Source organism: Nocardia albiluteola, assembly GCF_018860155.1.
Lineage (GTDB): Bacteria > Actinomycetota > Actinomycetes > Mycobacteriales > Mycobacteriaceae > Nocardia > Nocardia albiluteola.
The window spans coordinates 3,265-20,516 of the sequence record NZ_JAHKNI010000009.1; the positions used below are offsets into that span (position 1 = coordinate 3,265).

At 65.3% G+C, this 17,252-nt stretch carries 1 protein-coding gene (running past one end of the window); it reads left to right on the plus strand.

Translation table 11 applies throughout. The features are described 5' to 3' along the window. Nucleotides 1-17,252, plus strand: the 5' portion of a protein-coding gene (locus tag KO481_RS25445) for a C2 family cysteine protease (protein ID WP_215920448.1). The gene runs 16,576 nt beyond the window's last position; the window shows 17,252 of its 33,828 coding nt (coding positions 1-17,252); the start codon lies at nucleotides 1-3; the stop codon falls past the right edge of the window.

The window sequence follows — 17,252 nt, forward strand, 5'->3', positions numbered from 1 at the left end:
ATGACCTTGCCTCCGGTCATCCCACAGAGCGATATCCCGCTTCCTCAGGAACTGCACTGGCTGGCCGCCGTCACCGGCGGCACGTGGCCCAAGGGCAGCGAGGGCGGCATGTTCGCGCTCGCGGACGACTGGAACAACGCCGCGACCGCCCTGAGCAATCAGGTGCAGGGCATCCAGGACGTGGTGAACGACATCATCTACCACGCGTATCCGTCGGTGTCCGACGTGGACGCGACGATGGTCAAGACGCTGACCGATCTGATCGAGCCGTCGAGCGACGCCTCGTTGCCGTCGATCGTCACGTCGATGCAGAGCATCGCGAGCTCGTGCAACAAGGTCGGTTGCTCGATCCAGGAAAACAAGATCATGACGCTCTTCGCCCTGGCGCAGCTCGCGATCGATATCTTGCTGGCGTGGATCTTCCCGCCGACGGCGCCGGAGGAGCAGGCCGCGGCGATCGGCCTGTTCCGGGTCATCCTCGCGTGGGGGAAGAAGATCCTGCAAGAGGCGGTGCTCGAAGCCATCGCGGGTGCGGTGTCGCAGGGGCTGCTGGATTTGGCCATCCAGCTGGGGCAGATGTGGGGTGAGCACCGCCGGGACAGCGTCGACCTGAAGGAGCTGGAGGCCAGCATCGCCGGCGGTGCGCTGGGCGGTGCGCTGGGTAGCGTATTCGGCCATGCCATGGGCGGGGTGTTCAAGGGGCTCGGCAAGACGGGGGCCGCCGACCTTGTCAACAGTAGGATTGGAAATGGGTTGCGCCACTTGGCCGTCGGCGGTGCCGGCGGCGTGGGCGGCATGCTCGGCGGCGCCCTGGGCAACCAGGCGATCTACGGCGGCCCGCTCGAACTGAGTCCGAACGGCATGCTCGCCGGCGTGGTCGGCGGGCTGAGCGGCATCCGCGGCCACGGCGCCGGGGACTCCGGCATTCATGTCGAGGCGAACGAGCACGAGAACCTCACCGTGCCGAAGCCGGAAACTACGCTGCCGCCGGAAAAGGCCCCCGAAGCGACGACTGCGCCTCCGAAATCCATTGACGGTCAGCAAAATCCGGCCGATCAGCGGCCGTCCGCCGACGGCGCCGGGAATTCGCCCTCCGGGATCGAGAAGCAGCAGTCGGCGAACAACGAGTCGCAACAGTCGTCCTCGACGAGCATCGAGGGGCAGAACTCGGACCGCGACTCCAACCAGAACTCGCAGAACAACTCGTCCTCGAACGGCGACAGCCAGCAGCGGTCCGGTCCGACGGGCACGTCGAATGACAAGGGCGCGCAGGATAATCAGGCAAACCAGGTCGGTTCGGCACAGCAGAACGCCGGCGGCGATCAGAGCCGGGGGGACAGCCAGTCGCCCGGCGGCTCGCCCTCGAAACAGGACGGGATGTCGCCGCAGCCACCGCTGTCGTCGAAGATCGACCCGAACGCCTCCCGCGGCATCGATTCGAACGATCGGTCGCAGCTCTCGGACAAGCCGAGCGGCAGCACGTCCTCGGACAAGGGGCCGCTGGCGGGCGCGGGCAAGTCGGAGTCCGGGATCCAGGGTCCGGTCGCGGGGAAGAAGCAGGACGTCGCGGTCGGCTCGACCAGCGCCTCGGAGAAGGCACAGGGGCAGACAACCGAACCGGTGCACGATCAGCAGGCGTCGAATTCCACTGCGGGCAATTCGAAATCCGTTGTTCCAGAAGGGAAGTCGACCAATCCCGGAAACCACGAGGAGAGTGGCGGCGAGACGGTCGGCAAGGACGAGAACGGCAACGCCCGCAAGGGCATGGACGAGAACGGCAAGCAGGACAAGGGGGAGCCGGACAAGGGGGAGCCGGACAAGCAGTCCGCGGGCGGGAGGACGAAGGACCCGAAGACCCTCGAGCCGAGGTCGAAGCCGAAGGACGACAACAAGGGCGCGCGCGACGTGAAGGATGACGCGCCTCATGCTCCCGCCGCGGCGAAACGGAGCTGGGCGCGGCCGTCGAACTGGGTCGACCGCATGAACCAGATCACCGTCACCGTCGACCGCGATCTCTTCCGATCGTCGTGGCCAGGATGGGGACATTTCCTGCTGAAGTGTGTCGGCCTGCACGGCCTCGCCACCCTCCACGACGGGCTGAAGGCGCACGGCTACCTCACCAGCCGCCCCGAGACCCCGCCGCCGGTGCGCGGCAACGACGTCGGCAACGACCTGCGGATCGCCAAGAAGCACGGCACCGACGAGGACGGGCACGACCTGTCGCTCTCGCGCGGGGTGCGCCGGTTCACCACGCAGGAGGCGCAGGACCATTTCGTTCGGATCGCCAAGGGCAGGCCGCTGCGCGACGCCGAGGGTGATCGGATCGACACCGGCTTCGACGTCACCCGGCTCGTCAGTAAGAAGCACTGGTTCCGGGCCGAATCCGAATGGCTGCTGGTCGCGCCCCAGGACTTCGAGGACAAGGGCGGGGTGTACCTCGCGCCCGGTGACGGCACGACGATCACGCACGAGTCGTTCCACAACACCGGCCCGTACGCGGTGGCGACGGTCAAGGTGCGCGACGGAAAGATCGTGTCGATCACCGACAAGTCCCCGATTTATCACACCCGCCGCAAGATCGGCGACGGCGAGGTGGACTACTACAATTCCGCGCGCCTGCGGAACGTGTTCACGAAACTGCTGGGCAAGGACGGCTACGACGAGATCGCGCATCTCGACCGGTTCGGCAAGCCGTATTCCGATGAGGCCAAGGACAAGTGGCGTCCGGAGGATCCGCCGTCGGAGCGGGCGGAGGATTTCCTCGACGACTCCAAGTCGACGTCGTCCGAGAACGAGTTGGATTCCACGCGGGTCGAATTGGAACCGAAGGGCTCTGCCGAGGACTACGTCGAGCACCTGTCCACATCAGACCTGGCGGACGCGGTTCGTATTCAGAAGGATTTCATGGATCGCGAACTGTCCGCCGTTCCCGACGGGAAGCTGGGCGGCAGGCTGTTGCGCGATATGGTGCTGCACGGTTCGGAAGACGACGTGCTGGCCGCGCAGATCGAGATCGTCCGCCAAGGCGAACTGCGCAGCGGTGGTCACGGCAACATCATGTATCCCGAGCAGATCGCCGCGGCGAAAGCGCTGCTCGGTGCCCAGCACGACGGCTCGCGGACGTATAACGCCGTGATCAACATGGAGGCCGGTCAGGGGAAGACGATGGTCGCGATCGCGCATGTGGCCCGATTGGCGATGGAGCACAAGGCTGTTCATTATCAGCTCTCTCAGGAGCTGCTCGCCAGCCGTGCCTTCACCGAGGCGGTCGACGCATACCGGGCGATCGGGCTGGATATCCGCATGGTGGATCACAACAAGCCGGAAGAGCCGCCGAGCAATGAGTTCGGGACCGTGTATGTCGGTACGCCGAAAGATTTTGCGTTCTCCATCCTGAACGGTCATCCGGTCCCGGGGCGGCACCTGTTCGGCGACGAAATCGACCAGACGTGGATCCTCGACAAGGCGTCGTTCATTCAGTCCATGGGGGGCAGTCGTGACGCTCGTCCCGAGGTCGAGCGTGCTGTCGAGGGTGCCCGCGATTTCCTCGCCGATGCGTTGGGCAAGGGCGACATGAGCCATCTGGATTTCGGCCGCACCACCGATCGGCCCGGTGGCCCGGCGATGCTCACACCGGAGGGGGAGGCCAAGGTTGTGGAGCTACTGAAAGTCGATCCCGACAAGGTAGATGAGGTGATTCGCCGGGTAAACATGGCCGCCGCCGCCAAGTGGGAATATGTCAAGGGCGTGCACTACATCGTGTACAAGGGCAAGGTCGTCATCCTCGACCCGTTCAGCGGTGAGCCGCTCGCCGATCCCACCCAGTCCACCGAGAACCGTTGGAACGGCGGGCTGGCACAGGCCATCGAGGCCAAGGAGATTGCCGCGGGGAGTGGAAATGTGCGAATACGGGATGATTCCGATACGGGCGAGGTCAAGACGCTCACCGGCGACGTTTTCTACAGCAAGAAAACGTACGACGGGAAGGGGGGCATGTCCGGTACGGTGCGGCAATTCGCGGACATACTGCACGAGAAACATGGTATCGAGAAGGTCGTGGTCATTCCCTCGCACCACGTCTCCGGTCGGCAGTCTCTCGACGACACGGTCACCCACGGAGAAAGGGAGCACGTCGACACGATCGTCACAAAAATCATCGAGAGGCAGAAGACGGGTCAACCGGTGCTGGTCAACGTCCACGAGGACCACCTCGTGCAACGCGTCGTGGACGAGTTGAAGGCTCGCCAGGAGGCGACCGGAAACCATTTCGAAGTCAATTGGATCGATGCCGAACGCCGCCTCAACTGGATCGAGGAGGAGGGATCGCGAGCCGGCATGCAGGAACGGCTGCAACGCGACATCGTCGATAAGGGCGGTAAAACCGGTGCGGTCACCATTGGAACAGGACTGAACCGCGGCACGGATATGAAACCGGACAAGGAATGGAAGAAAAACGGCGGCATACATTCGATTATTACCGGCCACTCCGAACACGAGGTCGTCGATATCCAAACCATCTCCCGCGTCGGTCGCCAGGACGATGACGGTACGTATGAGTTCGTGATCGACGCCGACAGCCCCCTCTACGCCCTGTCCGACAACCCGTACGTCCAACATGCCGTCATCCAGTACAAGCAGGCTGTCGAAGCGCACGACACCGAAGGGACCGACAAGACAAAGGACGAGCTCTCCCGGGCCAGCGACACCTTGAGGGCTCTCGTGAAGCCGATTCAAGAGGCGGCCGCGGATCGCATGCGGCAGCAGTTGGGGGTGCACGGCCCGCTCACACACCCGGCCAACGCTCCGCCCGGTGCCGGTATCTCCGCTCCCGAGCAACAAGACCATGTCCCCGAGGGCCCTGCCCACACGGGATACACGCGGGCGCATGTGACGCCCGTGGTCTCCTCCCCGCTGGACGACGAGAACCGGTTGCTGGACTACGGACCGCCGAGGGGCACGGTGTCGCTGGATTCCGGCCTGTCGTGGCTGATGCTGCATGACGGAACCCGGGAACTGGCCGTGACCACGCCGCTCTTCGACGGCATGCCGAAACCCGGGGACGTGAAACAGGGCGGCGGGAACGACTGTTATCTGCACGCACCGCTCATCGAACTGGCGGAAAGTCATCCGAAGTGGTTGAAATCGCTGTTCGAAACCGATGACCACGGTCGGGTCGGGATGTGGTGGCGCGACGAGAAATCCGGCGAATGGGAGCTCGTCCCGAGCAATCTGACATTCCCGGCGAAAACGGACGACACACCGGTCTACGCCGATTTCCGCACCGTCTCCTGGGTGGCGGTCGCCGAGCAGACCTATGCGATCAAATTCGGCGGCGGTGACTACGCGAAGCTCGAACTCGGCAATTCCGGCGTGGTGACCGAGCGGCTGCTGCCGCCGGAGGTCGCGGGCTCCTTCGGCCAGCGGATGCCCCTGCGTGGCGCCGACAATCTGCACGAATTCCATCCCCTGCGCCTGGGGCCGGACGAGTTCCTGGACCGCTACGGCGACACCCCGTCCACTCGCGCGATCCTGGCCGTGGCCGACAGGTGGGAGCAAGACCTGCGTGGCTGGGCCGATTCGATCGCCACATCCGAGACCATGGCACTCGGTGAACGGCCGTCGTGGGCGCCGCTGGCAGCGGTGTACCACAAGGCCGGCGACACCCCGATGACTCCGGCCGAGGTCGAGGCCTGGCTGCTGGCCCACGATCCCGCCACCTCCCGCGGCTTCGAGGACGTCGTAGAACGGCATATCGATCCGAACCTCGAGCAGCAGACCCGCGACCGGATCGCGCACATCGCGAAAGAGATCGCGAAAGACCTGCGTGTGGTGGAAACGGCCGCAACCTTGCGCAACGACCAGATGCCGATGGCGAAACATGTGCTCGCCCAGGCGATCTGGCTCGCAAAACGGGGCGACACGGTGTCGTTCTGGGGCCGGACCACCGCCGGCGTCGCCGGCGGCGCACAGCATCCGGGCACGGGAGTGCGCGCCGCACACCAGTACACCTTCGGCGGCCCGCTACACAACAGCACCGGGGACCCGGTCGGCGTGTGGCTCATCGACCCGGCGAAAGATGGCGCCGACCCGGCCCGGGTGGTCGACGTGCCGCTCGAGCATATGAATCATCTCGCCGGCATATCCTCCGGCGGCGTGGGCGGATCCACCTTGCACCGGGACACCGTCCTACCACTCGACCAGGCCGATCCCGCCTACGATCATGCGGCGGCTCCGGCCCCGTCCCGCACATCCAAGCCGATAGGCAAGGCTCGATCCGGTTGGGGAACCGAACGGCAGCGCAATCGGCAGGGCCCTGCCGCGCCGTCGCCGCTTCCGGTGAAGAGCGAGCAGCGGCAGCGGGACCGCGCGCACGAGTTGTCCTCGGGTGTGGTGAATCCGGCGAGTGACGGTAGCGCGCCGCCGCTTCCGATGATGAGCGCGCGGCGGTCGGCGATCCGTGTGCGCGAACAATTCGGAATGTCCCCCGCAACCAGGGCGAAACTGACGCATGGTGCGGCGTCGCAGGCAAATCCGGGCAATGGGATGCCTCGCTGGGTGCCGGAGTGGCGGCGCATGGAGGTTCATGACCGCGCAGCCGCTTGGCACGCCGCCATGGTTCGCCCAGCTGTCTCCGTGGAATCCCTGACGGCTCTGGTGAATACGCTGGAATTCGACAACCTCACCCACCACGCCGTTCCCGACGAGGCCCTCGTGAACGTCACGTTGTCCCCGCCGCAACAGGCCACCGCCGAGCAGACCGGTACCCTCGACCACACCCGCCGCATCGTCGCCACCCAGGCGCAGGCCCGCGAGACTACTCAGCGCAATGCCGCGTGGTGGCAGGGTCTGTCCCTCGGCCAGCGGCGGATACTGATGGAGTTGTACCCCGAGCGGATCGGCAATGCGGACGGCATCCCGCCACGTGCCCGCCACGCGGCCAACCGGATCGCCTTCGACCGCGATCGTGCCGCGCTCAGCGAGCTGCGAGGCTTGCTCACCGCGCAGCAGCGGGCGTTCCGGAAGAACGTGCTCAGCCTGGACGACAGTCTGGGGAAGATCAGGGCGGAAGCCGCGCAGTTGCCGGACAACCCCTCGGTGCGGATGCTGTCCTACGACCCCAACGCCTTCCGGGGCAAGGGCCGTATCGTGGTCACCCTCGGCGACTTGGACACCGCCGAAGAGGTCACTTGGCATGTGAGCGGATTCACCGGACGGCTCTCGCGGCTGTTCGACGGCTGGAGTTGGGTGCGCAACCTCTTCCAGGAGACGGTGTCCCCCCGCGCGGGGGTCGCACGCGGGACACGGATGGCCTCGGTCATATGGATCGGCTACGACCACCCCACGGTACCGACGGAGGTCGTCACCCCCAAGCTGGCGAAGGACGGCAGCGTGCTGCTGGCCCGCGATATCGCGGCCTTCGGCGCTTGGCGCCGGGGCAGCGAGAATCCCAGGCCGCGTACCCATCTCCTCGCGCACAGCTACGGCTCCGCCATGACCGGCTGGGCGGCAGCGAATCGCCAACTGCGAGAGGAACTGTCGAGTATCACGCTGCTCGGCTCGCCCGGCGTCGGGCCCGTGCGCGAGGCCTCGGAGTTCGGGGTCGGAGAACACGTCTTCGTCGCCTCCTCCAAGTGGGACGTTGTCACCCAACTCGGCCGGGCCAGGCAGGGATTCCGCAATTGGTTCTCCGCCGTGCCCGGCATGGGCATCGACCCGTCCACTGCGAACTTCCGCGCCCGCCGCCTGCACACCGGATATAGACGCGGTGCCGTGCAATTCCCGAATATCATTGCGCCGCACACTCTCTACCTGGACACGGTCCCGGGCCCCGCCGGCACCCGCAACCCCAACGGGGTCCTCACGTTCCTGGGCGGCTTCATCCGAGGGGAGAGCGGCACCGGCAATTTCAAGGACCCGCGTCGCAGCGCCCGGCCGATCGTGAACTCGACTGTGGTGCAACCGATCGTGAATCCGGCTGTGGCGCAACCGATCGCGGACCCGACTGTGACGCAAGATGGTTTGGCGGTGCGTCCGGAATCCAATGGCGGCAACTCGGTGTACGACCTGCTCGATGACTACATCGACCCGCTCGTGGTGGCTGAGGAACCGCTCTCAGCCGATCGTGCCAATGCATTGCTGACAGTGCAGTGGCTGCAACAACATTCGCGGACCGAGCAGGATATCGATCCGTCCTCGCCGCAGCGGGACCAGTCGCGGGAGCCGTCCGAACTCTCGGTGCCGCCCGGTGGCTCGAGCGTAGACAGGTTTCTGGCCTGGGCAGAGGCCGCGCTCGGCGCGTCCTGGAGGAGGACCCACCACGCGGAGTTGGACATCGCCGCCCTGCCGCACGGCACCAAGCTCTGGTTGCCGGCGCCTCGCACGATCTACACCATGGCGCTGGTGCGCGACCACGAGGATTTCCTCGTGTACAACCCGCAAACGCGGTCGGCGGTCCGGCGGTCCGCGGCGGACGTTGCGCGAGAACTGAGGTTCGCGGCACCCATCGTCGGCTTCAGTCACGCGCTGATCCAGGAGCCGCCACGGTCGCTGACCTCGAATCCGGGTTCGAGCGTGAGTATTCCGGTGTCCGAGTTCGTTCCCACCTCGGGCGTGCCGGCGACGCACCTGGACGACGCGACCGCCGGCATCCTGCACGATCTCGAGACGCTGCCCCACGACCTCGCCGAATCGTCGGCGCCTCACGGGTACTACCACCCCGCTCCCGAGCATGACTCCGAGGATTTCGTCGACATCCCACTCGAGGCGCCGCAGGAGCTCTACCAGGATTCGCAGAGCGGCGACGAAACCTCCGATTCGGAGGATTCCGACATTTCCAGGCCTACCCCAACGAATTCGGGTCATGTCGTCAAGAATTTCGGCCATCAGCGGGACGGACACAAGGATCTGGTCCATCTCATGCCGCTGCCGGAGAGCACGGTGCGGGAGCTGCGCAAGCACGTGATCGACGAGGTGGAAACCCACGGCGGCCAGCGCGTCAGGGGCGATGACGACGACTTCCGGGACGACGATTTCCGGGCCGAGGTCGAGCAGAAGCTGACTTCTCGCCTGGGTGTCGCGGAATGGGATCGGCTGTTGAGCGAATCGGGCCTGCCCTTGGGTGTGAAGTACCAGGGCAGCCCGTATCCGGCGTTCCTGCGCCTGGCCCTGCATGCCCGCAACCCGCAGGAGCCGCTGGAAATCGGGGGTCCGGCGGTGAGTACCCAGCGGTGGACGCACGGGTTCACCGAGTCCGGTGACAGCGTGGGTAGCCACGACCTGCGCTCGGGGTCGATTCCGTTCTCCGACGTGTTCGATCTGTTCGAGCACGGGCTGCTCGATTGGGGCCTGACACCGCAGCTCAATGCCACCCACAACCAGTTGTCCACCGCCATGTCCGTCTTCGCGACGGTGCAGTCGATCATCAAGAAGCGCAGTACCGACGCCCACGCCAAGCCCTTCGACTTCGAGATGCGGTGGGAGATACGCCGCAACACCGAGGGGCAGGACGGTGTGCTGTCACCCGACGCGCCGAACAAGACCGACTGGAAACCCCTGCCCCCCATGCCGGACGATCTGGTGGCCTGGTTCCCGCAGCATCTGGCCGACAGTACCGAGATGCCGAAGGTACAGCAGGACAAGCCCGAAACCGTCCCCGTGCCATTCCAGCCCGCGGCGGCCGAGGACGATCAGACAAAAGAAATCACCCTGAAGCAGTTCCCCTTCTACGGCCCGCAGGACTTCCCGCATCACGACCGGCTCTTCGCCGATGTGATGGCGGGATTCCCCGACCGCGTCCAGGGCATCTCCGAGGGGTCGGTCGTAGCGTTGCGGGAGTTCTTCGGCCGCAACTTCCTCGCCAATACCCCGGGCGCGCACGGCGGTTCCATGCAGTCCCCGACCCTGAGGGCGCCGTCCGGTAAACCGCTCGGGTTCTTCAAGGTGAAGGTCCCCGGCTTCCGCGGCGGGAAAGACCTCACCGCCCCCACCATGAAGGGTGGCTCCCGGCTCGAATACAACGTGCTGCGGGCGCTGCGCACCCAGGGAAATTCCACGATCAGCAACTCCCTCGGCGCCTCGCTCGCATTTTCTCTCGGTCTGGGCAAGGGGAAGTCCGACAAGGAGACCGGCTACTCACCCATCGGCGCGACGCTCACCCCGCTGAAGGTCGGAGCCAGCTATCAGAACAGTCATTCACTGACCTACGGCGGCAGGGCCTACACCTTGCGCGCGCTGCGCCTGGTCGCGGATCTGCTGCACACGACGCCGGAGATGGCCGTGGAGGTCACCTTCGTCCGGCCCGACGGCAGCGAGGTCACCCCGCTCGCTGACACGCCCCTGGCCGGCGGGAACAGCTATCCGATCAACATGCTGGTGCCCTCGAAGCAGAGCATCGGCAAGGCGCCCGAGGAGGCCAGATACCTGCAGCCGGACCTCCTGCATCTGCAGCAACTCGGCCTGATGGTTACCCCGCTCGAGGTGGAGATCCCCGACGAGGTGTTCACCGGTATCAAGAAGGTCCTGACCGATCGCGGGTTCCTCCCGCCCGAACGCGACAACTCGACGTGGAAAGACTGGTTCGAGTCGAATTCCAGCAAGAATCAGCGGCTGGAGAATGTTCGCAAATTCGAGCAGATGAGCGGTCGGCTGGGTCTGCTCGCGGAGGCGGACGAGATGATCCAGGGCGGTACCCGCACCGTGTTCGAGAAGTCCGGCCTGGCCGATACCGAACGCATTACCGTCACAATCATCGCCGAGCGGGACTACGAGGACGAGAAGGCGCCGCACAAGGGCGTCACTCACGACTGGTCGGCGCCCGAGATTCAGACGATGAACTGCACCGGCGTCGTCATGTCCGGTGGAGAACAGTCCTCGAAGGCGCCGTTCGCGTGGGATGTCGGCATGAGTGCCGCGCTCACCAATCCATTCAACGCCAAGCGCAGTGAGGTGGTCGCGAGCCTCGGCGGGTCCTACGACCGCACCGGCAACGAGACCCGCACCGAGGAATTCGACACCGGCTTCGGCGAGGAAAACTATACGATCAGCCCCAAGAACAATACCGGCGAGTCCGGTCTCCAGCTCTTCGGCGTACCCACCCGCTACCGCGTGGAGATTTCCTACAGTCACGGACCCGACCCGGAAATGATCAACGCCAACGGCAGCATCCACCTGGCCGTCCCCACGTATCTCACCACCAAGGAGGAAACCGACAGCGCGCCCCGGCCGGCACCCACCACGCGCGAGCATCCCACCGACAAGAGCAGAATTCCCGACGAGGACGCCCGCCTGCTCGACTTGCCTACCGCGAGCCACCTGACGGACAAGGTGCTGAAGGACGGGGTCGGGCTGCTGCCCATGTCCGCCGTCGTCACGGGCCACCCCGTCGCCAAGATCCTGCAGGACACCGTGTTCGACCTGATCGGCTCCATCGAACGGGACGGCGCCGACGCATCCGACTCGAAGCTGCCCGGCAGTTACCCGGTCGAGAACGACCATCCGACCGAGACGCTGGCCACCGAAATGTCCACCCGGGCTTCCCGGTCGCGCTGGACCCGGAACACGGGCTCGTTGTTCCGGTACTTCCGGCCGCGAGGGCCCGTGAACGAGGAATACGTCCTGCCGCGCTGGAACCCGGCCTCGGGCTCGACGTCCCGGCCGCAGGACTCCAGCACCGAAAGAGTAACCCCGGCAACCAATCCCACCGACCTGGTCGCCCTCGGCACCACCACCACCACCGAGACCACGGACCCGTCCCGGAAGGGGCCCGGTACCCCGAAGGAGGGGGACGCCGACGAGGGCGCCGAGCAGGGCTGGGGTTCCTGGGCCCTGGGCAAGGTCGTCGGCGCCGGTACGTGGGCCTGGCGCAACGCATTCGGTGACGCGGCCACGAATCCGACATCGACGGCCCACTCGATCATCCACACCGCGCTGTCGCCGCATCACGCGAGCTCCTACGCCCCGTTGATGTTCCGCGACTCCTACGAGTTCGAGGTGCCGGTCCCGGGCGGCGTGGCCGGCACGGACTACAAGATCAAGATCAAGGCGTACTTCGACAACGTCAGCGTGAAGGAACCGGTGGCGGTCGACACCGAGCACTGGCTGGAGGCAGTCAATGCCGCGGTCCGGACCGAGTCACGCAACCGCGGCAACCAGGGCTCGGTCACCGTACAGGGTATCTACGGCGACAAGTCCGACCCCAGCTACCGGCCGAGCGGCGGCTGGCAGGGCAACGCGTCTTCGTCGACACAGTCCACCGCCACCGACGGGATCGACACCCTGCGAGCCGTCTCCGACTACGGCGGCAACGGCGTCCACCAGTTCACCGCGGACGCACACTACGTCATCACCGTCGAGGCCGGCACCCGCAACATCGTCAACGGGATCCTTCGCGGCGGGCCGCATACGACTCGCACGCGCGTCATCGACGCACCCCGGCGGCTCGATTTCCTGCTGGTCGACAACGACCTGCACAACAATCCGGCACTGCAGGCTCTTGTCGAGCAGGCCGCCCACGACCGCGGCGAGGAACCCGCGATCGCCGAGAAACAGGAACCGACTCGCAAGCTGGGCGCCACCTACACCGACAAACTCAGGGGCACGGACCAGGCGAAGGGGCAGATCGCCTTCGGTGGCGTCACAGAAGTCATCTTCGCCAACCGCAGCGCCTTCCAGGACGCCGCAACCGCTCTCGTCGAGGAGATATCACCCGGCGCCACCAAGCCCGGCTCGGCCAACTTCCACCCGGGCGTCGCGCCGCTGATCGACCAGCACACCACCAGCTTCGGCGTGCGGACCCTCGCCAACGCCGGATCCGGGGGCAATCACTCGTTCCACTTCGTCGACCGTTCCGGCATCTTCGGCCCGCGCGTGGTCGGTGTCACGTTCACCCAGCGCCCCCGGACCGGGGTGGACCTCGCCGCCCTGCGCGGCAGACTGGTCCCCAGGAGCGCCGCGCTGGACAATGTCCATCGCCACGACCGCGCCGACGGCAACGCCCTGATCACGCCCGGCGCCACCAGCGTCGGCACCAGCAACACCAGCGGCCAGCAGCTGAACGCCACCCTCCTCGGCGGCCAGATCCACAAGCAACGTCCCGCAGTCAGTGTCGCCGTTCAGCGCTCGGGCACCGACAGCGGTACCCAGAACTCCAGCCGCGCGCTGAGCGCCTGGGAGCGCAGTGGCGACGAGCAGTACCAGTTCGACGTTCCGACCGAGTACGTCGTCACGGTCGATTGGCGCCCCATGACCGAGACCGCGTCGAAATACCTGGCCGACTTGGCCGGCGAGGGCCTCAGCCGCACCGGGCAGGGCCTCGGTTACGTCGGGCAGCTCATCCACGCCGGGCAGTGGGCGGGAACGTTTACGGACGTGGACGCCACGCAGCTCCCCGCCCCGAGCTCCCACTCCAAGTCCACCACCGTCAACGCCGTGTCCCACCTCCGTCTCCACAAGATCGACACCGAACCCGCACCGGAATTCGCCACCGGAGACACCCCCGAGAAGCCTGTTGTCGCCCGCACCGCACCCCGCATCTACGGGTTCGATCCCTCCGTCCGGCCCTCACCCCGCAAGACTCTCGACCGCAGCATCGAGGCCCCGGCGACCCGGAATTCCGACGCCACCGACCTGGAAGCGAACCGTCAGGGCGCCGACGAGGTACCGCACAGCGTGCAGACCCTGCTGTCCGTCGACAACTGGGTGCCCAAGCTTCCGTTCGTGATCTACGACTTCGACGCCGCGAAGGAATTCGGCCAGGCCCTCCTGGCCGTCGACCCCGCACTGAAGGCCAACAAGCAGACTCGCTCGGCCGAGGGCATGAATATCCGCCTGAACACACTGATCACGAGCAACCGCCAAACCCTCTTGGCCCCCGAAGCCACCGCCCCCTTCCTCAACGTCGAGGCGGCCGACCAGGACGACATGCCCCGGCCTCAGCCGCACGCTCCGGGCACCAAGGTCACCGGCATCACGGTCAGGGTGAGCCTGTACTCGCCTCGCGCCGAGGACAGCGGCACGTCGATCGTCACCGACCGTTTCGAATTCTCGAACGACAGCTTCCAATCCCAGGAGAGCAAGTCCACCACGGTCGCTCCGACCTTCACACCCAGCGGCCCGATCAGCGCGGACGGCAACCACCGCGGCGGCATCTCCGGCTTCCCTCTCGGCGGTGAGACCGCGAGCAAGGGCCAGGCCGCCGCGACCGGCAGCGTCCGGCGCCTACTGAAGCGCCAGAACGCACCGGCCGACGGGCACCGCCTGCGGGCCGTGGCCCTCGTCGAGGTCCGCGGTCCCAAGGGCACGGTGTGGGTCACCGGCGATGTCGTGGGCCAGTACCAGGAGACGCCGCCGCAGGTGGCAAAAGTCCTGCCGCTCTCCACAGGACAGTCGACGACGCACCCGCCCGCCCGGCCTTGGACGGAGTTCGCGGAGTTGTTCGGCACGGATTACCGGGAGCTCACCAAGGTCTCGTTCGGGAAGTCCCCCGAGGCCGCCTCCGCCATCGCGGTACTGGGCGACGAGTCCGGCGCACGGTACGTCTGGCTGCCCTCGACCGATAAGCTCATCGCTGTCGCCGACGGCCGTCCGGTCGCGGCGACCCTGCAGCAGGTCCTGGACAGTCCCGAGATCACCGTCGTCCGCATCCCCAGCCACAGCGCTACCACCCCGGGCAACACATTGCCAGGCGGGTCGCAGAGGCCCGGCGTGGGGTCCGCCGAAAGAATTCTCGGGCGACGGATCCAGGGATCCCCCCGCGGGAGCCACACATTCGATAAAACGAGGCAGCGGACGAGCGGTCGTTCGTGGAATAGCCGGCCGCCGTTGAGAGGTGGTGCGAACGCGTCGGACGTTCGTGAGTTCCGGTCGGTGTTGGGGAAGGAGCAGGTTCGCCCGCCGGTGCCGGGTGCTGTGTGGGAGTCCCAGCCCGGGGTGGGGAACAATTGTTTGTGGCATGCGTTGGCCCGGGCTTTGGATATTCGGGTTGATGAGCCCGGGGTCGGGGGGATCGGTGTCGATGAGGCGCATCGGGATTTCCGGGATGCGGTGGTGGGTGCGATGCTGGCGGCTCCGGAGAAGTACATCGGCGAGTTCATGGCTACGAAGCCGTTGGAGGTGCGGGTTGCCGCGTTCGTCGAGCAGTTGAGAGTGTTGCTGGTTCCTGGTGATGCGGGTCGTCCCGCGGCCGATAATGTGCTTCCCGCGGCCGATCGCTCATTGGTGGTGGCGGCGGAGGCGCTGGGGCTGAATCTGGATATTTATTCCGAGGGCAGTCCGGTTGTGGCGTTGCGTCATGGTGTGCCGGGGCAGCGCGTGGTGGCGTTGTTCCGGACGGGTGTGTCCGATGTCGATGGGCATTATTGGGTCGCGGTCGACGCGGATGGTGCCGGGGCCGCTGGTTATCTGCGTGAGCCCGATGTTTCCGAGGTTTCGGGTTCGGTGGATCGAGTGCTGCGTGGTGGTACGGATAACGCAGTGCGCATGGGAACAATCGGGAAAACGCAGAACACGGTGGTTATCGATGAGGCTGGTGAAGCCTTGGTGATCGGGCACGGTCGGACGGTGACCTGGGTTCGCGAGCGCGATTCTGATGGTGTGACGGAGCGAAATTCGATCGGGTTGGCTTCGGACCCGAACTACTCTATGCATCGCGTGAATCCGGGCCTGCTCGAATTCTTTGATTGGACAGTTCAGCCGGATGGGTCGCGGTTGGGAACCCTGAGGAACGTCTCGTTGCCCAACAGTCCCGGATCTTCTCGCACTCAGCTGATGCATGCCGGCGCGAACGGGGTTGTGACACGGCTGTGGGGGGGTACCACGGTATCGATCCGTCCGATTTCGGTCGGTAGGTGGGAGATCGAGCATCGGACGAGCTCGATCGTGATTCCTGAGGCGGCTGTGCACGCGCTGGGTTTGAGCCTGCCGGTGGTGTCGGCAGCTTCTAGGGAAATCGCCATCTCAATCGGAGCGGAGCCCAAGGAATATACCGAAGATGAACTTATCGAGATGTTCGGTGTTGTTCCGAAGCTGAGAACGAGCAATGAAACCCTCTATCGCGGCAGTGATGTTTCCCCGAAGATTGTCTTCAGAGCAGGATTCATCCCTGAGGATGTGAACAGCACCAATCTGAGGGAATATGTGCTGAAACAGGTCAGGTCATCTTTCGTCAGTGCCTCGATCGACGAAAATATCGGTAAGATCTTCTCTCGGTCGTACATTTACAGGATCATCGTTCCGGGTGGAATTGATGTGAACGAAACGTTGGGGTTGGAGAACTTCTTCCAACACGAACAGGAGATCGCATTTCCCGGCGGGATTCCAAGAGAGTTCATGGCCGGCGTCTTCGTCTATGATAAAGATAGAAAGAAAAATGGTAGATACTTCGAAAATCCGAATTTTGGTCGGCCGCAAGGGGTGCAGGACGACATCTTCGATGATTCGTCCATTGATTCGACAGAATATTCCGACGACCATATCAACCCCATCGATGTGCTCGACGGCCAACCTGATCCGGTACCCGTCGGCTATGAGCCCACGGCCGAGCAGATCGGAGCGCTCCCGGGGTATCGGATAGCGCCTGTAGGGCAATTGCATGGCGTAGGCTCTCTTTTGTGGGCGATCGGCAAAGCTCCGATACAACCGGCGCCTTCGGTGATACGCGCCCGAATTTTGGAAGCATTGTGGTCTCAGTGCAGAGAATCTCCGGAGGGGGCCGGTGTTGCAGACTTGATAAAAGACATCGATGAACTCGAGAAGGAGATCCGAAGGCTCGGTGAGCACGACTCCGCGACCCCGGAACTTTCGCGCCTGAAAGGCAAGCTGGAAATACTTCACGTTGGCCGCCGCTGGATGTTGGATGCGCAGTTCGACGCATTGCTCAGGTCGGCTGTGTCCGATAGCGCGTCGAGGGACCGGCTGGTCCGGCTCACCGCCGACGTACTGCACCTACGTCTCGTCGTGGTGAATCCGGATGGCAGCCGAGCCGTCTTCGGGTCCGAGGACGCGCCGGAGCTCGTCCTGGTGAGGGTGGACACCGGTGAGGGCCACTATCACATCGCTACCCCGATCACCCCCGCGGCAGCGGCTTCCGGTTCGGCCGATAGCGCCGAGGGGGAGTTGGTGGGCCAGACCTGGGAGCACGCGGGTGTGGACTACGTAACCGATGGGGCGTGGGACGACATCCTGAACTGGGTGGCAAACTACGGGCGATCATCATCGGACGTCGCCTCCCTGTCCATTCACGACGACCAGGCCGGTGC